The organism is Tersicoccus solisilvae (assembly GCF_014643255.1).
GTDB lineage: Bacteria > Actinomycetota > Actinomycetes > Actinomycetales > Micrococcaceae > Tersicoccus > Tersicoccus solisilvae.
Window position 1 is genome coordinate 19,638 of the sequence record NZ_BMJI01000006.1, and the last position, 23,684, is coordinate 43,321.

Consider the following 23,684-nt stretch of genomic DNA (forward strand, 5'->3'; position numbering starts at 1 on the left):
TCAGGCCAGCCGGGTCACCGCGACGCGGACCGCGAGGGTGGAGCCGCCACCCCCGGACAGGATGCCCTTGAGCGGGGTGACGTCCCGGTAGTCCCGGCCACGGGCGACGACGACGTGCAGGTCGCCGACCGGCCCGGTGTTGGTGGGGTCCCAGGCGCGCCAGCCGCCGTCCCACCACTCCACCCAGGCGTGGGACTCGCCCACGACCTCCTCGCCGATGCCCGCCGCGGGTCGCGGGTGCAGGTACCCGGAGACGTAGCGGGCGGGGATGCCGAGGCTGCGCAGGGCACCCGCGCCCAGGTGCGCCAGATCCTGGCACACCCCCTTGCGGGCGGTCCACGCGTGCTCCGCGTTCGAGTGCACGTGGGTGGCGCCGGGCACGTAGCTCATCTGCCCGCGCATCCACGCGAACACGGCCATCGCCGCCTCGTGCGGGTCCAGGCCCCGTACCTCGTCCCGCACCAGGGCGATCACCTCGTCGCCCGGCCCGGACAGGGGGGTCTGCGGCAGCCAGTCCGAGAACCGGTTGCGGGCGGCCGCACCGTGCAGGTCGGCCCAGCCGACCGGCTCGGCGTCGACCGTGCGCGTCCCCCGGTGCACCTCCACGGTCGCCTCGGCCAGGACGGCCAGCCGGTCGTGCGGGCTGGTGATGTCGAAGCTGGTGACCCGGGTACCCCAGTAGTCCCGGTACGTGTCCACGGCCGCGTGGTCCGGCCCGACGGTCAGGGAGGACTCCAGGACCACCTGGTGCGGGTCGGTGATCGGCGACATCCGCGCCTCGTTGTAGGACAGGGACACCCGCCGCACGTAGTCGTAGCTGGTCGCGTGCGAGATGCGCAGCCGCGTCATGACAGTTCCCCCACCCATTCGAGGCTCTCGGCCCGGGAGAAGTACTTCCGGGAGATGGCGTCGGACGCCCGGGCGCAGGCCTGCTGCACCCGGTCCATGTGCTCGGGCAGCTCGTCCAGCAGGTCCGCCGTCTGGTGGAACTCGAGGAAGGACCGGGCCTGGCCCACCAGCCGACGGGCGTCGTCGAGGAACCCGATCCGCTGGTTCGACGGGTCGAGTCGTTCGAGCGCGGTCTCGGCCTCGGTCAGGGCGTAGACGATGGAACGGGGGAAGAGACGGTCCAGCAGGAGGAACTCGGCGGCCTCCTCGTCGCCGAAGGCGGCCCGTTGGTTGCGCAGGAACGACTCGTACGCCCCGGCGCACCGCAGCATGGTGACCCACGAGTTGGCGACGTCGCGCGTGGAGAGCATGCGCGACGTCATGTCGGCCCGTTCCAGGCTGCGGCCGAGCACCATGAACTCCCAGCTCTCGTCGTGGCTCATGGTCAGGTCGGAGAGGCCACGCACCATCGCGGTCCGCTCGCCGACCCACGTGCAGAACCGGTAGGTGCCGACCACGTCCTTGCGGTGCTGGTTGAGCCCGTACCACGTGGTGTTCAGGCACTCCCACAGGCCGGAGGACACGGTCTCCCGCGCGCGGCGGGCGTTCTCCCGGGCGGCGCCCAGCGCCCCGGCGATGGAGGCGGGCGAACCGCGGTCGTAGGCCAGGGCGTCCAGCAGCTGCCCGATGCCGAGCCGCTCGTCCTCGGGCACGGCCCCCATCACCGCGAGCAGCCGCCGGGCCACCAGCTCCTGATCGGCGCTGCTCATCTGGTTCATCCGCTCCAGGTGCACGTCGAGGATCCGTGCCGTCCCGTCCGCCCGCTCGACGTAGCGGCCGATCCAGAACAACGACTCGGCGATCCGGCTGAGCATGCCGTCCTCCCTTCCTGGTGCTGTTGGGCTGCTGTGCTCCCGTTCCGGGAGCGGCGTCACTGCTGCTGGGCCTCGCCCTGCCGGTCCCGGGCGTTGCTCTCGATCGGCCAGACCGACACGCGCTCCCGACCGGGTCGGGGCGCCGCCCCGGCCGGCATCGCCGGGGCAGGTCCGTCGCCGACCACCCAGGTGTCCTTCGAGCCGCCGCCCTGGCTGGAGTTAACGATGAGGGAACCCTCCTGCAGCGCCACCCGGGTGAGCCCCCCGGGCAGCACCCACACCTCGTCGCCGTCGTTGACGGCGAAGGGCCGCAGGTCGACGTGCCGGGGACCGAAGCGGTCGCCGGCCATGGTGGGCACGGTGGACAGCTGCAGCACGGGCTGGGCGATCCACCCGCGCGGGTCCGCGATCACCCGCTGTCGCAGGGCGTCCAGTTCCTCGCGGGTCGCATCCGGGCCGATCACGATGCCCTTGCCGCCGGACCCGTCGACCGGCTTGACCACGAGCTCCTCGAGACGGTCGAGGACCTCCTCGCGGGCGGCGTCCTCCTCGAGCCGGAACGTGTCGACGTTGGGGATGATCGGGTCCTCGCCCCGGTAGTAGCGGATCAGGTCCGGCAGGTAGCTGTAGATCAGCTTGTCGTCGGCCACGCCGTTGCCGATCGCGTTGGCGATCGTCACGTTGCCGGCGCGGGCGGCGTTGACCAGCCCCGGGCAGCCGAGCAGGGAGTCGGAACGGAACTGGAGGGGGTCGATGAAGTCGTCGTCGACACGCCGGTAGATCACGTCGACCCGCTGCTCGCCCGCCGTCGTGCGCATGTAGACGCGGTTGGCCCGGCAGACGAGATCCCGGCCCTCGACGAGTTCGACGCCCATCAGGCCGGCGAGCAGGGTGTGCTCGAAGTAGGCGGAGTTGAAGACGCCGGGGGTGAGCACGACGACGGTCGGGTCGGCGACGGAGGGGGGTGCGGTCCGGCGCAGCGCGTGGAGCAGGTGGCGCGGATAGTCGTCCACGCCGCGGATGTCCTGCTGGGTGAAGGCCTCGGGCAGCCCCTTGGCCATCGCGCGCCGGTTCTCGATCACGTAGGAGACGCCGCTGGGCACCCGCACGTTGTCCTCGAGCACCCGGAAGCAGCCGGTGCCGTCCCGGACGACGTCGACCCCGGAGACGTGCACGCGCACCCCGCCGACCGGCCGGAACCCGGCGACGCAGCGGTGGAAGTGGGAGCTGGAGGTGATCAGGGACCGCGGCACGACCCCGTCCGCGACAACGGCCATGCTGTCGTACACGTCGTCGAGGAACGCCTCGAGGGTCTGCACCCGCTGGGCCACGCCGCGCTCGAGGACGTCCCACTCGGCGGCGGGGATCACCCGCGGCACGATGTCCAGCGGGAAGGGGCGCTCCTCCCCCGCGTAGTCGAAGGTGACCCCCCGGTCCAGGAAGGTGCGGGCCATGGAGTCGGCCCGGGCGGAGACATCGCCGAGGGTCAACCCGCCCAGCACGTCCTCGACCTGCCGGTAGGCGGCACGCACGGACTGATCGGCGTCGAACATCTCGTCGTACGCCCGGGTGCGGACCGTGGCGGTCCCGTAGTCGTCGAACAGGTCGGACATGGAGCACAGCGTGTCATGGATCGATGTCGATGACATCACCGGCGCGTTTCCGCCCCGGTGTTTGAATGGAGGGCATGCCTTCCCCGCACCTGACCCGCGACGACGCGGCCACCCGTTCCACGCTGCTCACCGTCCGCGCGTACGACGTGCACCTGGACCTCACCGGAGCGCAGGTGGAGGGCGCCACCACCTTCGGGACGGTCAGTGAGATCCACTTCGACTGCGTCGAGCCGGGCGCCGCCACCTTCGTCGACTTCCTCGGGGCCTCGGTCGAGGAGGTGGAGCTGAACGGGCGGTCCCTGCCGGTGGCGGACGTCGTCGACGGGCAGCGCGTCCGGCTGCCGGACCTGGCGGCGCGGAACACGGTGCGGGTCCGGGCCACCGGCCTCTACAGCCGCAGCGGGGAGGGGCTGCACCGGTTCGTGGACCCCGCGGACGGCCGGGTGTACCTGTACACGCAGAACGAGCCGGCGGACTGCTGCCGGTGGATCCCGGTCTTCGAGCAGCCGGACCTGAAGGCACGGTTCACCCTGCACGTGGACGCACCGGCGGACTGGGTGGTGCGCGGCAACGGCGCGGAGACCGGAGCCGAGCCATCGGTCGGCGGGGCCGTGCGCCACTTCGCGACGACCGAACCCCTCTCCACGTATCTGGTGGCGGTGCTCGCCGGGCCGTACCACGCGGTGGAGGCCCAGCACACCGTGACCACGGCGGACGGCCCGCTGCCGGTGCCGCTGGCGATGTTCTGCCGGGCGTCCCTGGCCGAGCACCTGGACGCGGACCGGATCGCCGACGTCACACGCGCCGGTCTGGACTTCTATCACGAGCGATTCGGGTTCCCGTACCCGTTCGGGAAGTACGACCAGGCGTTCGTGCCCGAGTACAACCTCGGGGCGATGGAGAACCCTGGCCTGGTGACGTTCACCGAGGCGTTCGTGTTCCGCACGGAGGCCACCGAGGCGCAGGTGCAGGCGCGGGCGAACGTCATCATGCACGAGATGGCGCACATGTGGTTCGGGGATCTCGTCACCATGCGGTGGTGGGACGACCTGTGGCTGAAGGAGTCCTTCGCGGACTTCATGGGGTCCGCGTCGCTGGCGGACACCGGGCTGTACCCGGGGGCGTGGGTGACGTTCGCGAACCGGCGGAAGGCGTGGGCCTACGTGCAGGACGCGCTGCCGACGACCCACCCGATCGTGGCGGACATCGTCGACCTGGACGCGGCGAAGCAGAACTTCGACGGCATCACCTACGCCAAGGGCGCCTCGGTGCTCAAGCAGCTGGTGGCGTTCGTCGGACGCGACGTCTTCGACGCCGCGGCGCGGGCGTACTTCCGCGAGCATGCCTGGGGCAACACGACGCTCGCGGACTTCCTGGCGGCCCTGAGCGAGGCGTCCGGCCGGGACATGGGGGCGTGGGCGGCGGCCTGGCTGCAGACGTCCGGCATCAGCACGCTGTCGGTGGAGCGGACGTCCACCGGGGCGCGGGTCCACCAGGACGGGTGGGACCCGGCCATCGGGGCGGCGATGACGCGGCCGCACGCGCTCGCCGTCGGGGTGTACGCGGAGGAGGACGGCGCTGGGGGTGGCCCCGGCGCCCTGGGTCCCGCCCGTCGCCGGCTGCGACGGGTGGCGTCCGCCCCGGTGGAACTCGCGAGCGCGTCCGTGGACGTCGATCTCCCCGTCGCCGTCGACGCCCCGCTGATCCTGCCGAACGACGGGGACCTCACCTACGCCACCGTGGACCTGGACCCGCGGAGTCTGACCACCGCGCTGGAGCGCATCGAGGACGTCGACGACGAGATGGCCCGCACGATCTGCTGGTCAGCGCTGTGGACGATGACGCGCGATGCACGGCTGCCCGCCGAGCGGTTCGTCACCACGGTGGCCCGCGCCGGTGCGGCGGAGACCGACGACGGGGTGCGGCAGATGCTCTTCACCCAGGCCCTGACCGCGGTGACGCGTTACGCGCCTCCGTCGACCCGCGCGGAGCTGCTGTCCGTCCTGCTCGACGCCCTCGCCGCGCTCGTCCGCTCGACCGGGTCCCTGACCTTCGCCCGGCTGTTCACCGCCGTTGCCGCCCACGGTGGCGGGCAGGACGACCTGTTGCGCTCCCTGGTCGCCACGGACGCCGCCGCGTCGTCCGGCACGACGGCGTCGTCCGGCCTGCTCGCCTCCCTGGCCGCCAACCAGGACCTGCGGTGGGCTGCGCTCGTTGCCCTCGCCGCCCGCGACGCCGTCGGGCACGACGTCATCGAGGCGGAGCTGCAACGGGACCCGACCGCGACGGGCCGGCGTCACGCGCTGACCGCCCGCAGCGCCCGGCCCGGGACCGACGCCAAGCGCGAGGTGTGGGAGAGCGTGACCGGGGACCGCGACCTGTCGAACGAGCTCGTCTCGGCCGCACTGCGTGGGTTCGCGCTCATCGACGCGACGACCGCCGAGCCGTTCGTCGAGCCCTACTTCGCCTCGCTCACGGCCTGGTGGAACGAGCGGAGCATCGAGATGGCGACCCGGCTGGTGCGTGGGCTGTTCCCGCCGGTGCAGGACGCCGTTCCCGGGCAGGATCCGCCCGAGCACCCACTGGTGCGCCGTTCGGCCCGGTGGCTCTCGGAGCACGAGGAGGCGCCGGCGGCGCTGCGGCGGATCGTCATCGAGGAGCAGGACTCCCTGGTGCGCGCGCTGCGGGCCCAATCAGCGGGGTGAGCAGCGGCGGCTCGGCCGGAGGGCGTGATTCGTGCGGTCCTCGAGGGCGCCGACGGTCTGTGCGCCGCGTCCGGTCGGACTCGGACCTGTCACGGCCGCGGATGCGCCCAGACCGGCGCCGGCTCGGGATCAGTGACGTACCGCGCACCGGCCGGTGACGTCCAGGCGAGGCGGTGGGAGCCGGGGACGTCGAACGCCTCGACCTCGACCGTCCAGGCCGAGTGATGCTTCAGCACGTGGTGCGTGCGGCACAGGTGCGCGAGGTTCTCGGAGCCGGTCGTCCCGCCGTCCGCCCAGGCGACCACGTGGTCGGCGTCGCACCGCACCGCTGACCGTCGGCAACCGGGGAATCGACAGGTACCGTCGCGCAGTGCGAGGGCGTTACGGAGCCGTGCGGGAAGTCGGTACTGCCGACCCGAGGTGAGCAGGACCGGGATGACGGCAGGGTCCGGCCATCCGCCCTCGGCAACCTCGGCCGGCAGGTATGCCTCTCCCGGCGGGTGTGCCTCTCCCGGCGGGTCCGCGTCCCCGGGTGGGTGCGTCCCTACCGGACGACGCTTGATTCCCCGGCCGGCATCGACGCCGGGCGGGTGCGTCGGTGGATCGGTGCCACCGTCGCCGCCACCGTCGCCGTCGCCGCCACACTCGTCGGCCCGTGCCGTGCGAGTCGTCGAGACGAGGTGCGTCCCGAACGCATCGCCATCGGTGGCGTGGTCGCACGTCCCGCTGGGCAGACCTCTCCCCTCGGCGACGACGCCGAGCGAGAACGACGTGGCCAGCGAGGCGAGATACCGGGCGTCGGCGGCGGCGATCGGTCCGAAGTCGCCCAGCAGACCCGGTTCGTCCGAACCCTGGAGGGTCGCGGCCGAGACCGTGAGCAGCACACGGGGTGGGGCAGGAAGGGCTCCGCCGTGTCGGGGCGTGCTGTCGGCGGCGTCGATGTCCGCCCCCTCGGCTCGGGTGCCGCCGGCACCGACACCAGATGCCAGTCCACCGAGCAGATCGACGAGCACATCGGCCCGCAGCTGGGTCATCGTGCGGCCGTCAGCCGTGCCGTCGCCCTCGGCGAGCATCTGCCGGGCAACGGAGCAGAGCCGACCATCGATGGCGTGAGCGACCGCAGCAGGCAACCTGGCGCTCAGCCGAGCCATGCCGTCCCGGTCCTGGCTGACGCAGACCCAGCGCTCCTCCTCCGCGACCTCACGTCGCCGTTCGAAGCCGATCGGGTGGCAGCGTTCGCGGATCCGACGGGAACGAGCCTGCAGCCCGCCCCTGGTCGCGCCGCGGACCGCGGCGGGCAGGAGGCAGCGTTCGGTCTCCTCGATCACGGCGCGCCAGCGGTCGGCATCCTCCTCGGAGGTGCACGGACCGAGCTTGTCGACGTACTCCCCCACGTCGTCGGCGATCACCTCGGCGGAACGGCTCGTGATGGCTCCCGAAGCGAGGGCAGCCGCGGTACGCGGCAGATGATCTCGCAGGCGCTCGGCCCGATTGAGGAGCCCGTGCACCGCGTTCTCACTCGTGCGGAGCGCGCCGGCGATCTCCGCCACACCGGACCGCTCGGCCACCGCCAGCCGCGCCCGTCGCGACAGGCCGGAACCGGTGCCGTCCGGCGCGTTCCGATCGTCCGGTGCCATCAGCGGGTGGGCGTCGACCCATCGCTCGTGCTCGCGGGCCGAGACCTCGACGGTCATGAGCGCGAGCCGGTCGGTGGCCGAACTCAGCCAGGACGACAGCCGGCTGGCGTCGCGCAGCGCGGCGACGGCCGCCTCCATGCTCACGCTGACACCGTCACCGGCCAGCATCGGCAGGAGGCGGGAGACGACGTCGTCGGGTCGGACGGGGAAGTCGGTGAGGCCGGTCAGGCCACGGTCGATGGCCCCCATCCCGAAGTCGCCGGGCCGTCCCGCCACGAGGCTGAACAGGGTCAGGCCGGGCAGGGGTTCCTCCGGTGACCGTTGCTCGTCGTCGTCCATGACCACACTCAACCAGCCGCCACCGACGAAACTCGGGTCGCCCTCGACCGCCGACGCGGGACGATGCGCAACCGCTGACCGTCGGCCAGGCCACACGACGAGCGCCGGACTCACGTTCCGGCGGATCCCCCCGGCGACCCGGGACGCCGCTTCCCGGGCGACCGGGGCGAGACCGGGCGCTCCTGCGCCGCCGTCACCTCCACGAAGCTGTCGTGTGCGGAGCCGTGGAACCCCTCGTCGTACGCGGCCATCGCGGCGGCGATCCGCCTGGCCGACACTCCCGCGCCGTCGGGCCCGGCGGGCCAGGAGACCGAACCCGGTCAGGACCGCACCGAGCATCGCGATCAGCAGGGCCGGCATCACCACGTCGACCATCACGGCACCCGCGTGAGCCATTCCTTGGTACCGAACTTGGTGTCGATCCGGCGCTGCGCCTCCGCGAGCTCGGCGTCCGACACCGCGCCGCGCACCGCCCCGGTGCGCTCGATGAAGGTCTGCGCCATGACGTCGATGATCGCCTCCCGGGTCATGCCCGTCTGCCGGCGCAGCGGATCCACCCGCTTCTTCGCGCTGCGGGTGCCCTTGTCGGAGAGCTTCTCCTTGCCAATCCGCAGCACGCGCACCATCTTGTCCGCGTCGACGTCGTACGACATCGTCACATGGTGCAGCAGGCCCCCGTTGGCCAGCCGCTTCTGCGCGGCCCCGCCGATCTTGCCCTGCGGCGTGGCGATGTCGTTGATCGGCTGGTAGAACGCCGTCACCCCGATCTTCTCCAGGGACGCCATCACCCACGAGTCGAGGAAGGCGTACGAGTCGGTGTAGCTGAGCCCGTCCACGAGGGTCTGCGGCACGTACAGCGAGTAGGTGATCGCGTTGCCGTGCTCCGTGAACATCGCTCCGCCCCCGGTGATACGACGGACCACGTGGGCGCCGGTCTCGCGGGCGCCGTCGGGGTCCACCTCGTTGCGCAGCGACTGGAAGCTCCCGATGAACACGTTCGGGGACTCCGCGAGCTCCCAGAACCGCAGCGTCGGGCGCCGGGTGCCCTTGCCGACCTCCTCGGTGAGCACCTCGTCGAGCGCGACGTGCGTGAGGGTGGGGAACGCCGCGTCGGTGATGATCTCCCACTCGTGATCCGCCCAGCCGGTGGCCAGGCCGAGGGCTCGCCGGACGGCGACGGCGATGGCCCGGGTGGAGAATCCGTGCAGCCGGGCCTCGTCCGGCACGACGGCGTCCAGCGCGGCGGTCAGCCGCTCGGGGGTGGCGTCGGCCTCGACGCCGTTCAGCGCCCCGTTGAGCACCGGGAGGAGGTCGTCCGGTTCGAGGAAGAAGTCACCGCTGATGGACACGTCCGCCAGCCGGCCGTCGTCCGTTCGCAGGTCGACGACCACCAGTTTGCCGCCGGGCACCTTGTATTCCCCGTGCGCTCGATCCTCGTCCGCCACGACCTCTCCTCTCCTTCGTCCTCGCGATCTTCCACGGGCGTCAACGACGGCGGGCCCGCATCCCTTCCGGAATGCGGGCCCGCCGATGGCATGGTGAGCGGTGCCTACTTCTTGCCGAAGTTCTTGAACCGCTGGTTGAAGCGCTCCACCCGGCCGGCGGAGTCCATGATCCGCTGCTTGCCCGTGTAGAACGGGTGCGACGCGGACGAGATCTCGACCTCGATCAGGGGGTACGTCTTGCCGTCCTCCCACTCGGTGGTCTTGTCCGAGGACACCGTGGAACGGGTCAGGAAGGAGGTGCCGGAGGCCAGGTCGCGGAACACGACGGCCTGGTACTGGGGGTGGATCTCGGTCTTCATGGGTTCGATACCTTCGCTGTGCGGGGCTGGATTTGGCCAGACCCTGAATGGTTCGTGGGGACCCGCGCCGAAGCGCCGGCCAGCGATCCAGTCTAGCGCATCGGTCGCGTGTGCCAGAACGCCACCGCGGCGGCGGCCGCCACGTTCAGGGAGTCGACCCCGCCGCTCATCGGAATGCGCACGACGGCGTCGCACGCCTCGATCGCCGCCCGGCTCAGCCCGGCCCCCTCGGTGCCGAGGACGAGGGCGAGCCGGTCCAGGGCCGGGAGGGCGGTGCCGTCGACGGCCGCGACGTCCAGATCCTGCGCGGACTCGCTCAGGGCCAGGGCCGCCGTCGGCATCCCCGCCGCTCGCAGGGTCCCCAGCGCGCCGGGCCACTCCGTCAGCCGCGCCCACGGCACCTGGAACACCGTGCCCATGCTCACCCGCACGGACCTCCGGTACAGCGGGTCGGCGCAGCGCGGCGAGAGCAGCACCGCGTCGACGTCGAGCGCGGCGGCCGAGCGGAACACCGCCCCGAGGTTGGTGTGGTCGACGATGTCCTCGAGCACCGCCACGCGCCGGGCACTGGCCAGCAGATCCGCCACCGGCACGGGGTCGGGGCGGTGCATCGCGGCCAGTGCCCCACGGTGCAGGTGGAACCCGGTGATCGACTCGAGGACCTCGGGCGAGCCCACGTACGCGGGCACGTCCGGGTGCGCATCGAGGACGTCGCCCAGGTCGGGCAGCCAGGCCTCGGCGAGGAAGAAGGACCGCGGCCGGTGCCCGGCGGCCAGCGCCCGGCGCACCACCACCGAGCTCTCGGCGATGTAGAGGCCCTCGGCGGGCTCGCGGCGGCGCCGGAGGGCCGAATCGGTCAGGTCCGTGTAGTCGTGCACCCGCGGGTCGGCGGGGTCGGCGATCCGGACGATACCCACGACCTCAGCCCGTGATCAGTCGCGCGACCATGACGCCGAGGGCGACCAGACCGAGCACGACGATGACGCCGCGCAGCACCACCGGCGACAGGCGCCGGCCGATCCGCGCGCCGACCAGCCCGCCGATCGTCGAGCCGATCGCGATCAGCAGGACGACCCACCAGTCGATCCGACCGAAGGCGAAGATCAGGTAGGAGATCGCCGCGATCATGTTGACCCCGAGCACGAGCACGTTCTTCATCGCGTTCGCCGCCTGCATGGACCCGACCATGAAGACCCCGAGGATGCCGACGAGCAGGATGCCCTGGGCGGCGACGAAGTAGCCCCCGTACACGCCGGCGAGGTACACGAGGACGTAGAGGATCGGCGGCTGGTGCAGGACGACGCGCGGCGCGTCGGGCCGCTGGCGGGCCTCGGCGCGGCGTCGCACCCAGGCCTGCAGCCGCGGCTGGAAGATGACGAACCCGAGGGCGATGACGATGAGGAAGGGCGCGGCCACCTCGAACACCGACTCCGGCAGGTGCAACAGCAGGGTGGCGCCCGTGATGCCGCCGAGCAGGGACGCCGGCAGCAGCCGCAGCACCAGCTTGCCCATGCCCGTCAGCTCCGCGCGGTAGCCGAGGGCCCCGGCCGCGTTGCCGGGGATCAGCCCCATGGCGTTGGAGATCGTCGCCGTCACCGGCGGGATGCCGAGCGCGACCAGGACGGGGAACGTCACCAGGGTGCCGGACCCGACGATGGTGTTGATCGTGCCGGCCCACAGGCCGGCGAGGGCGACGATGATCGATGCGAGGACGCCCATCAGCGTCGCCCGGCGTCCGTCAACCAGGCAGCGGCATCCACCCGCACGGCGGTCAGCGGGCGGCGACCGCGTGCCAGCGGTCGCCGTCGCGGGTCAGCGTCAGTGCGATGCCGTAGGTCCGGCTGAGGTTCTCGCTGGTGAGGACGTCGTCGAGCGCACCGGCGGCCACGACGGCACCGTCCCGCAACAGCAGGGCGTGCGTGAAGCCGGGGGCGATCTCCTCGACGTGGTGGGTGACCATGACGATCGCCGGGGCGTACGGATCCGCCAGGAGGTCGGCAAGGCGACCGATCAGGTCCTCGCGGCCGCCCACGTCCAGTCCCGCGGCGGGTTCGTCGAGCAGCAGCAGCTCGGGGTCGGTCATCAGGGCGCGGGCGATCAGGACGCGCTTCTGCTCGCCGGAGCTCAGGGTGCCGAACCGCCGGTCGGCCAGGGAACCCATGCCCCACTCGCCGAGCAGTTCGCGGGCGCGGTCCTCGTCGAAGCCCTCGTAGCGCTCCCGCCACCGGCCGGTGACGCCCCAGGCGGCGGTGACGACGGTGTCGACGACGCTCTCGTCGGCGGGGATCTGGGCGGCCAGTAGCGCGGACGTCATGCCGATCCGTGGCCGCAGCTCGAACACATCGACGGCGCCGAGGCGCTCACCGAGGATCTCGGCGGTGCCGCTGGTCGGGTGCATGCGGGCGCCGGCGATCTGCAGCAGCGTCGACTTGCCGGCCCCGTTGGGGCCGAGCACGATCCAGCGGTCCCCGTCGGAGACGTCCCAGTCCACGGCGTCCAGCAGGGTCTTCCCGCCCCGCACGATGCTCACCGCGTCCAGTTCCAGCACATCACCCATGGGCCAAGAGCCTAGGTCACCGGGTCGGCGTTCGACGAAGCGCGACGCGACGCCGGCCGCGGCCACCGGTTCGGATCCGGCCGCTGACTAGACTCCCCGTGTGCCCGCCGCCTACTCCGTGATCGCCCTCGCCCCGACGACGCCGGCGGCTGCCGGCACCGGGGTGTCCCCCACGCGGCCCCTCGACGCCGTGCCCCTGGTCGAGCGAGCGGTCCGCGACGCGGGCATCGCGCTGCCCGAGCCGGTGACCGGCGGGCGAGACGACGACGCCGACGGACCCGGATACGCGTGGGCCCGGTGGACGCTCGGCGAGCTGGCGGACGCTCCCGCCGCGGTGACGATGCTCCGGTCGGTGCTCCGTCCCGACCCGGTGGCCCAGGCGGTGCCCGGCCTCGACCTCGCGGTGGTTCCGGACGCGCTGCACGACGGCGGCCGGCTGCTGCTGATCATGGACGTCGACTCGACGCTCATCCAGCAGGAGGTGATCGAGATGCTCGCCGCCCACGCGGGCCGCGAGGCCGAGGTCGCCGCGGTGACCGACGCGGCCATGCGCGGGGAACTCGACTTCGCCCAGTCCCTGCACGCCCGGGTGGAGGCCCTCGCCGGGCTGCCGGTGCGGGTGATCGAGGAGGTCGTGGGCATGGTGCGCCTCTCCCCCGGCGCCGAGCGTCTCGTCGCGGCCCTGCTCGCCGGCGGCCACCGCGTCGCCGCCGTCTCCGGCGGGTTCGGCCAGGTGCTCAGCCCCCTCGCGGAGCGGCTCGGACTGACCCACCACCGGGCCAACCTGCTGGGGGTGCGCGACGGCGCACTCACCGGCCGAGTCGACGGCACGGTCGTGGACCGCGCGGTCAAGGCGGCGAGCCTGCGCGCGTGGGCGGCGGCGGACGGCGTCGCCCCCGACCACGTGATCGCGGTCGGGGACGGCGCGAACGACCTCGACATGCTCGCCGCGGCGGGCTTGTCGGTCGCCTACAACGCGAAGCCGGCCCTGCGCCACGCGGCGGACGCCCAGCTCAACCTCCCGCGCCTGGACGCCGTCGGCGCCCTCGCGGGCCTGCCGGGGTTCTAGGGGACGCCCTACTTCATGTGGTCGGCGCCGCCCACGTACTCGGTGTGGCCGGTCGGCACGTCGGCGGTGACCATCCGGGCGACCTCGACGGCGAACTCCTCCACGGAGTACAGCTTTCCCGCGTCGCTGCGGCGCTCGTCGAGAGTGCCGGGCCGGGCCCGGTCCAGCAGCGTCGCGGTGACGGTGCCCTCGATCATGTCGCCCGAGACGACGACCAGGCTGATGCCCCGGCCGGTCAGCTCCGGCTGCCGCTCGCGCAGGGCGTCCTCGCCGGCCCGCTTCGACCGGGCGACCGCCTCGTACTCCGGCATGGTCGGCACCGACTCGATGAAGTGCGCCTGGTGGCTGGTGACGAACACGACGCGGGAGCCGGTGGGCATCGCGGCCGCCGCGGCCTCGAGCATGGTGACCTGCGCGTCGCGGTTGAGCCGCATCGCGTAGTCCTCGCCGAGGCCCGCCTCCATGCCGCCGGAGGCGTTCAGGACGAGGATGTCCAGGCCGCCGAAGTTCTCCTTCGCCGCGTCGACGAGGGCCTGCGCCCCGCCCTCGGCGGTCAGGTCCGCGCCGACCGCGACGGCACGGCCGCCCGCGGCCTCGATGCCGGCGACGACCTTGGTCGCCCGCGGCGCCTTCTGCCGGTAGTTGACGACGACGCCGGCGCCCTGGGCGGCCAGCAGGCGCGCGACCTCCGCGCCGATGCCGCGGGAGGAGCCGGTGACGATGGCGGCCTTGCCGGCGAGGGGGCCGGCCGCGCCGTCGGTCGGGGTGTCGGGGTGCTGGTCGTTCATGGGTGCTCCTTCTGGCGGTGGGGGATGAGGGCGGCGGCCGGTGTCAGTGGCCCATGCCGAGGCCGCCGTCGACGGGGATGACCGCCCCGGAGATGTACGCGGCCTCGTCGGAGGCGATCCAGCGGACCACCTTCGCGACCTCCTCCGTCTCGGCGAACCGCCCGGCGGGGATGTTCGCCTTGTACTCCTGCTGCTGCTTCTCCGGCAATTCCGCCGTCATCTCCGTGTTGATGAAGCCGGGGGCGACGACGTTGGCCGTGATGTTGCGGGAGCCGAGCTCCCGGGTCAGCGACCGGGCGATGCCGACCAGGCCGGCCTTCGAGGCCGCGTAGTTGATCTGCCCCGGCGAGCCGTAGAGGCCCACCACCGAGGAGATCAGCACGACGCGGCCCTTCTTCAGCCGGATCATGCCCCGCGCGGCCCGCTTGACGACGCGGAAGGCTCCGGTGAGGTTGGTGTCGAGGACGGACGTGAAGTCCTCCTCGGACATCCGCAGCAGCAGGGTGTCGCGGGTGATGCCGGCATTGGCCACCACCACCTCGACGGGGCCGTGCTCGGCCTCGATGGCGGTGAACGCGGCGTCCAGCGAGGCGGCGTCGGTGACGTCCGCCTGGACGGCGAGGAACCCGGCCGGCGGCTCCCCGCTGCGGTAGGTGATCGCCACCCGGTCCCCGTTCGCGCGGAACTCCTCGGCGATCGCCCGGCCGATGCCCCGGTTGCCGCCGGTGACGAGGACGCTGCGCCCCGCCGGGGCCCTCGTCGTCCCGTCCGTCGTCTGCTCACCCTGTGTCATCCGTACCTCCGCTGGCCGTGCATGTCCGTCGATCCTCGATTCCTGTCGATCCTACGGGCGCCGCGCCCCGGCCGCCGTTTCCGTGGCTGCGTCCGCGGTGGGAGAATGGCCGGTAGACGAGACATGATGACGCAGAATCACACCGAGGGCCGCGGCTCGCACCGCCGCTCCGGAAACCCCGACGTCCACACCATCACCGACGCGCAGCAGTCCCACACCGCGGACATGAACGGGCGCATGATCCGGTACGCCACCTCGATGGGCATCCGGTTGGTGTGCATCGTCCTGGCGTTCGTGTTCGACGGGTGGCTGCGGTGGGTGATGATCGCGGGCGCCGTCATCCTCCCGTGGATCGCCGTGGTGATCGCCAACGCCGGCGGCACCGTCGACGTCAGCAACGGCAACCCGTCCACCGAGACGACCCCACCGCGTCCGGCCCTGACCCGCGGCCCGACCGCCGACGACGAGGTGCTCGACGGCGAGGTGCTCGACGACGACGACGCCACGCCGGACGCGCCGCGCGAGCGGGACGCGCCGCGCGAGCCGGACGGCCGGGTCGAGCCGGACGCGCCGGACGACCGCCGGTCGGGGCCGGCATGACCGACCTGCTCGGCAGCCTCGCCGGCTCCGGCCCCCGCGGACCGGAGGGGCCGGACGCGCCGCAGTGCTCGCGGCGGGGGTGCCGTGCGGCCGCCGCTTGGCGGCTGCGCTGGAACAACCCGCGGATCCATCCGCCCGAGCGGCGCAAGGAGTGGCTCGCCTGCGCGGAGCACCGGGACTGGCTGCAGACCTACCTCACCGAACGTGGCCTGTGGCGCGAGACGCTCCCGCTGACGCCGGGAACCGGGGGTGGCGCCGGTGCGTGAATACCGCTTCCTCGGCACCGCACCCTGGTTGGGCTGGTTCGCCCTGGCCGCCCTGTTCGCCGTCGTGTGCGGGCTGCTCGGCCACTGGCAGCTGGACCGCCGGGCCGAGACCGTCGCCGCGATCGAGACCATCGAGGCGAACTACGACCACGAGCCCCTGTCCTTCGACGAGGCCGCCGGCCAGTTCCGGCAGTTCGACACCGCCCGCGAATGGACGCCGGTGCGGATGACCGGCCGGTACCTGCCGGAGCAGACCCGGGTCGTGCGCAACCGGCCGCTGAACGGTCAGCCCGGCTTCGAGGTGCTCGTCCCCTTCCGGACCGCGGCCGGCCCGACCGTCGTCATCGACCGCGGGTGGCTGCCGCTGGGCAGCAACGGCGACCCCGCCGCCGTCCCCGCGCCACCGTCCGGCGCCGTCGATGTCGTCGCCCGGCTCAAGCACCCCGAGGGCGGCCTGGACCGCGGCGCCCCGCCCGGGCAGCTGGCCTCGATCGACCTGGACACGTACGCCGCGCAGATCGACGCGCCGATCGCCACCGGCGCCTACGGGGCGTTGGCGGACGAGAAGCCGGCGCCGGCGACCTCCCCCATCGCGTTCCCCCGGCCCTCCCTCGACGAGGGGCCGCACCTCTCCTACGCCATGCAGTGGTTCGCGTTCGGCCTGCTCGGCTTCGTGGGGCTCGGCTACGCGGCGCGGCAGCAGGCGTGGGTCAACCGCAACGGGGGCCTGGACGACGACGAGGACATCCCGGTGCACCTGCGCTCGGGTGCGCTGCGGAAACGGCCGCGGCGCCGGACCCGGCGCACCGCCGAGGACGAGGAGGACGACCTCCTGGACGCCGCCGGCTGGCGCTGAGCGCGCGCTCTACTCGCTGGTCAGCGCCGTGTAAATCTGAATTGGCACTGCAGTGAGAGCTTTACTAAGGGCTGCCTCAATCGCCACAGCACTTGGCGAGCGATTGACGTCAATCAATCGAGTCCAGACTACGGGTTCATACCTGGTCACAATTGACAGCGTGAAAAGCAGAACCCACCAAGCGAGTAACGGGTCTGCAGATCCACCGTGAGGACGAAGTGCGGGCATCAGAACCGCGTCCCCCCGAAGTCGACGCACGGAAGCGGCATCGTGAAATCGAAACACCGCTTCGTCTGTTCGCGTCCCGTCGCCCATCTCGCTGTAGCTACCACCTCCGAATTTCAACAGTTCAGCTCCCTCGAGTTCTGGATAAAGAAGACGAAGTGCGGCAGCATCTTCGCGCATCTGCTCGGCAGATGCCTGCAGGGTGAAGACTCGTTCGCCATATTCGGCGAACCGGCCGTTATACGGCCGATCGATCCAAATGGGCTGCGGGTATCCAGGCGGAATAGGATAGTCGAGACAAAGCTCGGGGATCATGTGCCAGATCACCCCGAGCGACACAGGCTCCGAAATAGGGTCCGACCTGAGGAGTTCGGCGAGAGTTGCAAATGAACTCGCGCCTTTACCATCCGACCGCACATTCGTGCGAAAAAACCCGTCAACCGATATTGAGTCCGAGTTCAACACCTTTAATCCGTGACCATGCATCGCAACGGATCTACCACTTCGTTCCCGCGCGACAGCAATCGCGCGTCCAGCCTGTGAAAGGCCGTAGTAAAGGTTAAGGGCCCTAGACTCAAACCCTACCGATGCAGCGGCATCGAATTGCTGTTGAGCTTGCTCTAACGAGTTGGCAAACAGGCGGTGCCTGTTCCCTTCCAGAGCACGCGGCGGATCAGCTCTCAGAGCTCGGATCCTTCTCCAAGTTTCCTCAGGCGGATCCGACTCGACTTCAAACCATCGTCTTGGCACTCTCGCATTATGGCTGACGGGCTCACCGCCAAGACACTAGTTAAGCAAGCGAGCTTGCCTCAGGCCAGCGAGACCAGGTCCTGGTACTCCTGGTTCCAGTGGTCCTCGACGCCGTCGGGCAGCAGCACGACCCGCTCCGGGTTCAGCGCCTCCACCGCACCCTCGTCGTGGGTGACGAGCACGACGGCGCCCGCGTAGTTGCGCAGGGCGCCGAGGATCTCCTCGCGGCTGGCCGGGTCGAGGTTGTTGGTGGGCTCGTCGAGCAGCAGCACGTTGGCCGACGAGGCCACCAGGGTGGCCAGCGCGAGCCGGGTCTTCTCCCCGCCGGAGAGCACCCCGGCCGGCTTGGCGACGTCGTCTCCGGAGAACAGGAACGAGCCGAGGATGCCGCGCACCTCCGCGTCCTTCAGGTCCGGGGCCGCGGTGCGCATGTTCTCGAGCACCGTGCGGTTCACGTCGAGCGTCTCGTGCTCCTGCGCGTAGTACCCGAGCTTGAGTCCGTGGCCGGGCACGATGCCGCCGGTGTCCGGCTCCTCCGTGCCGGCCAGGAGCTTCAGCAGGGTCGTCTTCCCGGCGCCGTTCAGCCCGAGGATCACCACGCGGGACCCGCGGTCGATGGCCAGGTCCACGTCGGTGAAGATCTCCAGCGAGCCGTAGGACTTGCTCAGGTGCTCCGCCGTCAGCGGCGTCTTCCCGCAGGGAGCGGGCTCGGGGAAGCGCAGGGCGGCCACCCGATCGGAGACCCGCGGTCCCTCGATGCCGGCCAGCAGCTTCTCGGCACGCCTGGCCATGTTCTGCGCCGCGACCGCCTTCGTGGCCTTGGCGCGCATCTTGTTGGCCTGGTCCATCAGGACCTGCGCCTTCTTCTGCGCGTTGTCCCGCTCGCGGTGCCGCCGACGCTCGTCGGTCTCCCGCTGGGTCAGGTAGGTCTTCCAGCCCATGTTGTAGATGTCGATGACGGCGCGGTTGGCGTCCAGGTACAACACCTTGTTGACGGTCTGTTCCAGCAGTTCCACGTCGTGGCTGATGACGAGGAGGCCACCCTGGTGGGCCGACAGGAAGTCGCGCAGCCAGACGATCGAGTCGGCGTCGAGGTGGTTGGTGGGCTCGTCGAGCAGCATGGTGTCCGCCCCGGAGAAGAGGATGCGGGCGAGCTCGACGCGGCGGCGCTGCCCACCCGAGAGGGTCTTCAGCGGCTGGGCCAGGATGCGGTCCGGCAGGGCGAGGTTGGAGGCGATCGAGGCGGCCTCCGCCTCGGCGGCGTACCCGCCTCCGGCGAGGAACTCCGCCTCGAGCCGGCCGTAGCGGTTCATCGCCTTGTCCCGGACGGTGTCGGAATCGCTCGCCATCTCCGCCTCGGCCTTCCGCATCCGGGTGATGACGTCGTCGAGGTTCCGCGCGGACAGGATCCGGTTGCGCGCCAGCTGCTCCGGGTCGCCCGAGCGCGGGTCCTGCGGCAGGTAGCCGATCTCGCCGGAGCGGGTCACCGTGCCGGCGGCGGGCAGCGTCTGCCCGGCGAGCACCTTGGTGAGGGTGGTCTTGCCGGCGCCGTTGCGCCCCACCAGGCCGATCTTGTCGCCGGCGTCGAGGCGGAACGTCACCGACTCCATGAGCAGGCGCGCTCCGGCTCGCAGTTCCAGGTCCTGAACGCTGATCACGGATGAAGTCCTGCCATTTCCCCAACTCGACGACGGCTCGGCGGTCGTGTCCGACGGATGTGGCACGATGCGTGTGAGAGCCGATCCATTCTAGCCACTGGAGTGCCACCATGCCCGCGACTCGTGACCGACGTCCCATCCCGGCCACGGGATCCGCGCCGGGAGCCCGCCGCGGGCGGCGCCGCTGGGACGCCACGGACCTGGCGATGATCGGCGTCTTCGCCGCGCTCGTCGCCGCCGCCTCCCTGGCCCCGGCGATCCCCCTGGTGGCCGGCGTGCCGATCACCCTCCAGGCCCTGGCCATCATGATCACCGGCCTCGTGCTCGGCCCCACCCGGGCGTTCGCCGCCGTCGGGCTCTACGTCCTGCTCGGCCTGGCCGGCCTGCCCATCCTCGCCGGTTTCCGCGGCGGTCTGGCCGTCCTGGCCGGCCCCTCCGCGGGTTACCTCGTCGCCTTCCCGTTCGCGGCGGCGCTCGTCGGCGCCCTCGCCGTCCTGGTGTTGCGCCGACGCCGGGCCGGGCACGCCGCGCTCCGGGCGGCGGCCCTGGTCGGGGCCACCCTCGCGGGCACCGCCCTGATCCACGTGGCCGGCATCGCCGGCCTGATGCTCAACGCCCGCCTCGCGTTCGGTGCGGCCGTGACCGCGGACCTCGCGTTCCTGCCCGTCGACGTGCTCAAGGACGTCGTCGCCGTCGCCGTCGCGCTCACCGTGCACCGCGCCTTCCCGGCGCTGATCGGTCGGGGACCGGCGCGCGCGTCCCGGCGGTGACGCACTCCCCGCGATGACCCGCATCGAGTTGGACCGGGCGACCGTCGAGGTGCCCACGGACACCGGCGGACGGGTGCTGCTGCACCCGACGACGCTCACCCTGACGGAACGACGGGTGGCCGTGATCGGCCCCAACGGCTCCGGCAAGTCGACCCTGCTGCGCCTGCTGGACGCCCTGCTCGAACCGACCGGCGGCACCGTGCGCGTCGACGGACTGGACACCCGGCACCAGCCGGCCGCAATCCGCCGACGGGTCGGTTTCGTGTTCACCGACCCGGCCGCCCAGCTGATCATGCCGACCCTGCGCGAGGACGTGCAGCTCTCCCTGCGCCGGACCACACCGCGCCGGCAGCGCGCCGACCGGGCCACCGAGGTGCTCGACGCGCTCGGTCTCGGCCCGCTCGCCGACCAGAGCGTGTTCGACCTCTCCGCCGGGGAACGGCAGCTCGGCGCCCTCGCCGTCGTGCTCGCCGTCGACCCCGCCCTGCTCCTGCTGGACGAGCCGTCCACACTCCTCGACCTGCCCAACACCCTGCTGCTGCGGCGCACCCTGGACCGGCTCGACCAGCAGGTGCTGATCAGCACGCACGACCTCGACCTGGCCGCCGGCTGCGAGCGGGTGCTCGTGCTCGACGGCGGCCGGGTGGTCGTCGACGACGCCGGGCCGGCCGCCGTTCAGGCCTATCGCCGCCGGACCGCGGAGCGCCTGCTGCCGGGTGGCCGCGGATGAGTGGGGGCGCCGCCCGCGAGATCGGCGTCTGGTGGCCGGGCCACTCCCCCATCCACCGGGCGCCGCTGTCGGTGAAGACGGTCGCCATGGTGGCCGTCTCGGTGGCGGCGGTGCTCGCCCGCGACCCGCTCCCGGCCCTGCTCCTGCTGCTGGCCGTCGTCGTGGTGGCGGCCATCTCGGCCGTGCCCGCGCGCCGGGTGTTCGCGCCCGTCCGGGCGAGCTGGGTGCTCCTGCTGCTGATCGGGCTGTATCAGCTCGCCGTCGACGGCACGGGCTTCGTCCCCCCGGGTGCGGCCGGGACGGCGCGGGCGGTGACCGTGGTCGCGGTGCTGGTCGCCGCCATGACCGCCGCCCAGCTGCTGACGGCGACCACACCGGCGCTCGCCCTCCTGGACGGGGTGGTGGCGGCCGTGCGTCCGCTGCGTCGCGTCGGCGCGGACCCGGACCGGTTCGCGTTGACCGCCCTGCTCGTGCTGCGCTCCATCACCTGGATCGCGGGGGCGTTCGACGAGGCGCGCGACGCGGCCGTCGCCCGCGGACTGCCACGATCGCTGCGCGCCCGCACCCTCCCGGTCGTGCTGCGCACCGTCGATCACGCCCAGCGCACGGGCCTGGCCCTGGCCGCCCGCGGCCTGGGCGACCCGGAACCCCCCGACCCGTCGCCGGCTCGTCACTAGGTGCACGCCGGAGGCCGGCACCGTCAGTCCACGTGGCGCAGCAGGTTCTCCGTGGCGGGCGGCCCGGCGGCGTCGGCGATCCACGGGCCGGTGTCCTCCGAGGCGTCGATGATGCCCTCCTCCAGCCAGGTGACGTCGCCGGCGAGCACGCGCGCGGCCAGCCGCGCGTCGCCGTCGTCGGTGTTGCGCCACAGTTCGTCGAAGAGGTGCTCGACCCGTACGCGGGACTGGTCGCAGAACGCGTTCGCGAGCCGTACGGCCCCCGGCCCGCGGCCGGCCTCGGCCGGCTCCGGCTCGTGCTCGAGCTGGCGCGCCCGGACGCACGCGGCGGACATCACGAACAGCTCGGCGCCGATGTCGACGATCCGGCCGAGGAACACCTGCTTCTTCTCCAGCCCCGCCTGCCAGCGCCCCATCGCGTAGAACGTCTGCCGGGCGAGGCGGCGGGCGCTGCGCTCCACGTACCGCAGATGGTGGGCGAGGGGGCCGAACTCTCGGAAGCCGGTCGGCAGGGTGCCCGCACCGACGACGAGATGCGGCAGCCACGACGCGTAGAACCCGCCGGCGCCGGCGGCGGCCCGCGCCTTCGCCGCCAGGTCGGCCTCGGCGTCGGCGAGCGCACCGGCGGCGGTGAGGTGCGCGTCGACGGCCTCCCGCGCGATCAGCAGGTGCATGATCTCGGTCGAGCCCTCGAAGATCCGGTTGATGCGGGTGTCCCGCAGCAGCTGTTCCGCCGGGACGGCGCGTTCCCCGCGCGCCGCGAGGGAGGCGGCGGTCTCGTAGCCCCGGCCGCCGCGGATCTGCACCAGCTCGTCCGCGATCCGCCACCCCATCTCGCTGCACCACAGTTTGGCCAGCGCCGCCTCGATCCGGATGTCCCGGCTCCCGGCGTCGGCGAGCCGCGCGGACAGCTCGCAGGCGGCCTCCATCCCGAACGTGGTGGCGGCGATGAAGGCCACCTTGGCGGCCACCGCCTGGTGCTCCCCCACCGGCCGGCCCCACTGCACCCGCGCAGCGCTCCATTCCCGGGCGATCTTCAGCGACCACTTGGCGCCGGCGGTGCAGATGGCCGGGATGGACAGCCGGCCGGTGTTCAGTGTGGTCAGCGCGATCCGCAGTCCCTGGCCCTCCGACCCGAGGCGGTCCGACGCGCTCACCCGGACCCCGTCGAAGCGGGTCACCCCGTTCTCGATGCCGCGCAGCCCCAGGAAGGCGTTGCGGTGCTCCACCGTGATGCCCGGCGCGCTGGTCTCGACGACGAAGGCGCTGATGCCCCCGGGCCGCGGGTCGCCGGCCGCGTCGGTGTGGGCCGGGACCACGGCCATGACGATGACGAGCTCGGCGATCACCCCGTTGGTGGTCCAGAGCTTGACGCCGTCGATCAGGTAGTCGCCGTCGCCCGTGGGGGTGGCCGTGGTGGCCAGGCGGGCCGGGTCGGAGCCGACGTCCGGCTCCGTGAGCAGGAACGCCGAGATGGCGCCCCGCGCGCAGCGCGGCAGGAACCGCTGCTTCTGCTCCTCGGTGCCGAACACCTTGACCGGCTCCGGCACGCCGATCGACTGGTGGGCCGAGAGCAGGGCGCCGAGGCTGGGGTGCACCGAGCCGACCAGCGTCAGGGCACGGGTGTAGACGGCCAGGCTGAGACCGAGCCCGCCGTACTCCCGCGGGATCTTCATGCCGAAGGCGCCGAGCGCGGCCAGCCGGCGGATGTCCTCGTCGGGGATCCGCGCCTCCCGCTCGATCCGCTGCCCGTCCAGCCGTTCGCACAGCGTGCGCAACCGGGCGAGGAACCGCGCCCCGTCGGATGCCCCGTCGGCGTCGCCCTCGGCGGGGAACGGGTGGATCAGGCCGAGGTCGAGCCGGCCGAGGTACAGGCCGCGGGCGAAGCTGGGCCGGTCCCACCGCGTCTCGCGCGCGGCCTCCGCCGTCTGGCGCGCCCGCTTCTCGGTGACCGGTGTCGCCGGTCCGGCGGCGTCGGGGGCCGCCCCGTCCCCGGGTGATCGGTGGGTCTGCACGCCCATGGCGTGCCCCTTTCCCTCGGCCGTCCGGATCGCCCGGCGTGGGCTCATGCTACGCAGCCGGCG

The 23,684-nt window shown here is 72.3% G+C and carries 21 protein-coding genes and 1 pseudogene; 8 read left to right on the forward strand and 14 right to left on the reverse strand.

The window, feature by feature from the left end:
- The 3 genes from IEX22_RS06985 to IEX22_RS06995 are packed head-to-tail and all read right to left on the reverse strand — an operon-like array spanning position 1 to position 3,376.
- The gene (locus IEX22_RS06985; protein ID WP_188667620.1) at positions 1 to 849 is read right to left on the reverse strand and encodes a transglutaminase family protein; all 849 of its coding nucleotides are present in this window, start codon (positions 847 to 849) and stop codon (positions 1 to 3) included.
- A complete protein-coding gene (locus IEX22_RS06990) occupies positions 846 to 1,763 on the reverse strand; it encodes an alpha-E domain-containing protein (protein WP_188667621.1) in 918 nt (305 codons plus the stop codon). The genes IEX22_RS06985 and IEX22_RS06990 overlap by 4 nt, the downstream gene beginning before the upstream one ends.
- A 56-nt stretch (positions 1,764 to 1,819) precedes the next feature.
- Positions 1,820 to 3,376: a circularly permuted type 2 ATP-grasp protein gene (locus tag IEX22_RS06995; RefSeq protein WP_188667622.1), complete on the reverse strand. Its 1,557-nt coding sequence runs from the start codon at positions 3,374 to 3,376 to the stop codon at positions 1,820 to 1,822.
- A gap of 74 nt (positions 3,377 to 3,450) precedes the next feature.
- On the opposite strand from IEX22_RS06995, the gene pepN reads away from it, so the two are divergent.
- Positions 3,451 to 6,081 carry an aminopeptidase N gene (gene pepN / locus IEX22_RS07000; RefSeq protein ID WP_188667623.1) on the forward strand — a complete coding sequence of 877 codons (2,631 nt, stop codon included), beginning with the start codon at positions 3,451 to 3,453 and terminating at the stop codon, positions 6,079 to 6,081.
- A gap of 89 nt (positions 6,082 to 6,170) precedes the next feature.
- Here the strand turns inward: pepN and IEX22_RS07005 are convergent, their stop codons facing one another.
- The 6 genes from IEX22_RS07005 to IEX22_RS07030 all read right to left on the reverse strand — a co-directional run bounded on the left by IEX22_RS07005 (position 6,171) and on the right by IEX22_RS07030 (position 12,418).
- Complete coding sequence (locus IEX22_RS07005; RefSeq protein ID WP_188667624.1) at positions 6,171 to 8,057, reverse strand: HNH endonuclease signature motif containing protein; 1,887 nt, start codon at positions 8,055 to 8,057, stop codon at positions 6,171 to 6,173.
- Between the two features lie 374 nt (positions 8,058 to 8,431).
- Positions 8,432 to 9,502 (reverse strand): lipoate-protein ligase LplAB, encoded by a 1,071-nt coding sequence (gene lplAB, locus IEX22_RS07010; protein ID WP_188667625.1) that lies wholly within the window; start codon positions 9,500 to 9,502, stop codon positions 8,432 to 8,434.
- A 104-nt stretch (positions 9,503 to 9,606) separates the two neighbouring features.
- On the reverse strand, positions 9,607 to 9,861 hold the full coding sequence (locus tag IEX22_RS07015) for a type B 50S ribosomal protein L31 (protein WP_188667626.1): 255 nt from the start codon (positions 9,859 to 9,861) through the stop codon (positions 9,607 to 9,609).
- A 92-nt stretch (positions 9,862 to 9,953) separates the two neighbouring features.
- Complete coding sequence (locus tag IEX22_RS07020) at positions 9,954 to 10,778, reverse strand: TrmH family RNA methyltransferase (RefSeq protein ID WP_188667627.1); 825 nt, start codon at positions 10,776 to 10,778, stop codon at positions 9,954 to 9,956.
- A gap of 4 nt (positions 10,779 to 10,782) precedes the next feature.
- Positions 10,783 to 11,580: a sulfite exporter TauE/SafE family protein gene (locus IEX22_RS07025; RefSeq protein WP_188667628.1), complete on the reverse strand. Its 798-nt coding sequence runs from the start codon at positions 11,578 to 11,580 to the stop codon at positions 10,783 to 10,785.
- Positions 11,581 to 11,632: 52 nt separating this feature from the next.
- Complete coding sequence (locus IEX22_RS07030; protein ID WP_188667629.1) at positions 11,633 to 12,418, reverse strand: ABC transporter ATP-binding protein; 786 nt, start codon at positions 12,416 to 12,418, stop codon at positions 11,633 to 11,635.
- Between the two features lie 100 nt (positions 12,419 to 12,518).
- Here IEX22_RS07030 and serB point away from each other — a divergent pair, with 100 nt between their 5' ends.
- Entirely contained in the window at positions 12,519 to 13,487 is a 969-nt protein-coding gene (gene serB / locus IEX22_RS07035) for a phosphoserine phosphatase SerB (protein ID WP_438816606.1), read from the forward strand.
- An 8-nt stretch (positions 13,488 to 13,495) separates the two neighbouring features.
- Here serB and IEX22_RS07040 read toward each other — a convergent pair whose 3' ends face one another.
- Together IEX22_RS07040 and IEX22_RS07045 are read right to left on the reverse strand one after the other, a co-directional pair.
- Positions 13,496 to 14,275, reverse strand: coding sequence for an SDR family oxidoreductase (locus IEX22_RS07040; protein WP_188667630.1), 780 nt, complete (start codon positions 14,273 to 14,275; stop codon positions 13,496 to 13,498).
- 43 nt (positions 14,276 to 14,318) lie between these two features.
- Complete coding sequence (locus IEX22_RS07045) at positions 14,319 to 15,068, reverse strand: beta-ketoacyl-ACP reductase (RefSeq protein WP_188667631.1); 750 nt, start codon at positions 15,066 to 15,068, stop codon at positions 14,319 to 14,321.
- 126 nt (positions 15,069 to 15,194) lie between these two features.
- On the opposite strand from IEX22_RS07045, the gene IEX22_RS07050 reads away from it, so the two are divergent.
- From IEX22_RS07050 to IEX22_RS07060, 3 genes are read left to right on the forward strand one after another with little or no spacing between them, the layout of a single operon-like run.
- Positions 15,195 to 15,668 carry a DUF3099 domain-containing protein gene (locus IEX22_RS07050; RefSeq protein ID WP_438816607.1) on the forward strand — a complete coding sequence of 158 codons (474 nt, stop codon included), beginning with the start codon at positions 15,195 to 15,197 and terminating at the stop codon, positions 15,666 to 15,668.
- Complete coding sequence (locus IEX22_RS07055; RefSeq protein WP_188667633.1) at positions 15,665 to 15,934, forward strand: acetone carboxylase; 270 nt, start codon at positions 15,665 to 15,667, stop codon at positions 15,932 to 15,934. The genes IEX22_RS07050 and IEX22_RS07055 overlap by 4 nt, the downstream gene beginning before the upstream one ends.
- On the forward strand, positions 15,927 to 16,790 hold the full coding sequence (locus IEX22_RS07060; protein WP_188667634.1) for an SURF1 family cytochrome oxidase biogenesis protein: 864 nt from the start codon (positions 15,927 to 15,929) through the stop codon (positions 16,788 to 16,790). The genes IEX22_RS07055 and IEX22_RS07060 overlap by 8 nt, the downstream gene beginning before the upstream one ends.
- 9 nt (positions 16,791 to 16,799) lie before the next feature.
- Here IEX22_RS07060 and IEX22_RS16545 read toward each other — a convergent pair whose 3' ends face one another.
- A complete protein-coding gene (locus IEX22_RS16545; protein ID WP_438816608.1) occupies positions 16,800 to 17,765 on the reverse strand; it encodes a YaaC family protein in 966 nt (321 codons plus the stop codon).
- Between the two features lie 59 nt (positions 17,766 to 17,824).
- On the reverse strand, positions 17,825 to 19,423 hold the full coding sequence (locus IEX22_RS07070; protein WP_188667636.1) for an ABC-F family ATP-binding cassette domain-containing protein: 1,599 nt from the start codon (positions 19,421 to 19,423) through the stop codon (positions 17,825 to 17,827).
- Between the two features lie 110 nt (positions 19,424 to 19,533).
- On the opposite strand from IEX22_RS07070, the gene IEX22_RS07075 reads away from it, so the two are divergent.
- The 3 genes and pseudogenes from IEX22_RS07075 to IEX22_RS07085 all read left to right on the forward strand — a co-directional run bounded on the left by IEX22_RS07075 (position 19,534) and on the right by IEX22_RS07085 (position 21,600).
- Positions 19,534 to 20,193, forward strand: coding sequence for a biotin transporter BioY (locus tag IEX22_RS07075; protein WP_188667637.1), 660 nt, complete (start codon positions 19,534 to 19,536; stop codon positions 20,191 to 20,193).
- Positions 20,194 to 20,305: 112 nt separating this feature from the next.
- Positions 20,306 to 20,923, forward strand: a pseudogene (locus IEX22_RS07080) (energy-coupling factor ABC transporter ATP-binding protein); the annotation flags it as partial.
- Complete coding sequence (locus tag IEX22_RS07085; protein WP_188667639.1) at positions 20,920 to 21,600, forward strand: CbiQ family ECF transporter T component; 681 nt, start codon at positions 20,920 to 20,922, stop codon at positions 21,598 to 21,600. The pseudogene IEX22_RS07080 and the gene IEX22_RS07085, both read left to right, overlap by 4 nt.
- 23 nt (positions 21,601 to 21,623) lie before the next feature.
- On the opposite strand, the gene IEX22_RS07090 is transcribed toward IEX22_RS07085, so the two are convergent.
- A complete protein-coding gene (locus IEX22_RS07090; RefSeq protein WP_188667640.1) occupies positions 21,624 to 23,621 on the reverse strand; it encodes an acyl-CoA dehydrogenase family protein in 1,998 nt (665 codons plus the stop codon).
- Positions 23,622 to 23,684 lie beyond the last annotated feature (63 nt).

Bases quoted from the DNA above. Each gene is read 5' to 3' on its own strand.
- pepN (WP_188667623.1), top strand. From the start codon at position 3,451: ATGCCTTCCCCGCACCTGACCCGCGACGACGCGGCCACCCGTTCCACG.
- IEX22_RS07030 (WP_188667629.1), bottom strand. From the start codon at position 12,418: ATGGGTGATGTGCTGGAACTGGACGCGGTGAGCATCGTGCGGGGCGGG.
- IEX22_RS06985 (WP_188667620.1), bottom strand. From the start codon at position 849: ATGACGCGGCTGCGCATCTCGCACGCGACCAGCTACGACTACGTGCGG.
- IEX22_RS07040 (WP_188667630.1), bottom strand. From the start codon at position 14,275: ATGAACGACCAGCACCCCGACACCCCGACCGACGGCGCGGCCGGCCCC.
- IEX22_RS07075 (WP_188667637.1), top strand. From the start codon at position 19,534: ATGCCCGCGACTCGTGACCGACGTCCCATCCCGGCCACGGGATCCGCG.
- IEX22_RS07015 (WP_188667626.1), bottom strand. From the start codon at position 9,861: ATGAAGACCGAGATCCACCCCCAGTACCAGGCCGTCGTGTTCCGCGAC.
- IEX22_RS07045 (WP_188667631.1), bottom strand. From the start codon at position 15,068: ATGACACAGGGTGAGCAGACGACGGACGGGACGACGAGGGCCCCGGCG.
- IEX22_RS07050 (WP_438816607.1), top strand. From the start codon at position 15,195: ATGACGCAGAATCACACCGAGGGCCGCGGCTCGCACCGCCGCTCCGGA.
- IEX22_RS07090 (WP_188667640.1), bottom strand. From the start codon at position 23,621: ATGGGCGTGCAGACCCACCGATCACCCGGGGACGGGGCGGCCCCCGAC.
- IEX22_RS06995 (WP_188667622.1), bottom strand. From the start codon at position 3,376: ATGTCCGACCTGTTCGACGACTACGGGACCGCCACGGTCCGCACCCGG.
- IEX22_RS07025 (WP_188667628.1), bottom strand. From the start codon at position 11,580: ATGGGCGTCCTCGCATCGATCATCGTCGCCCTCGCCGGCCTGTGGGCC.
- IEX22_RS07085 (WP_188667639.1), top strand. From the start codon at position 20,920: ATGAGTGGGGGCGCCGCCCGCGAGATCGGCGTCTGGTGGCCGGGCCAC.
- IEX22_RS07005 (WP_188667624.1), bottom strand. From the start codon at position 8,057: ATGGACGACGACGAGCAACGGTCACCGGAGGAACCCCTGCCCGGCCTG.
- IEX22_RS06990 (WP_188667621.1), bottom strand. From the start codon at position 1,763: ATGCTCAGCCGGATCGCCGAGTCGTTGTTCTGGATCGGCCGCTACGTC.
- IEX22_RS07055 (WP_188667633.1), top strand. From the start codon at position 15,665: ATGACCGACCTGCTCGGCAGCCTCGCCGGCTCCGGCCCCCGCGGACCG.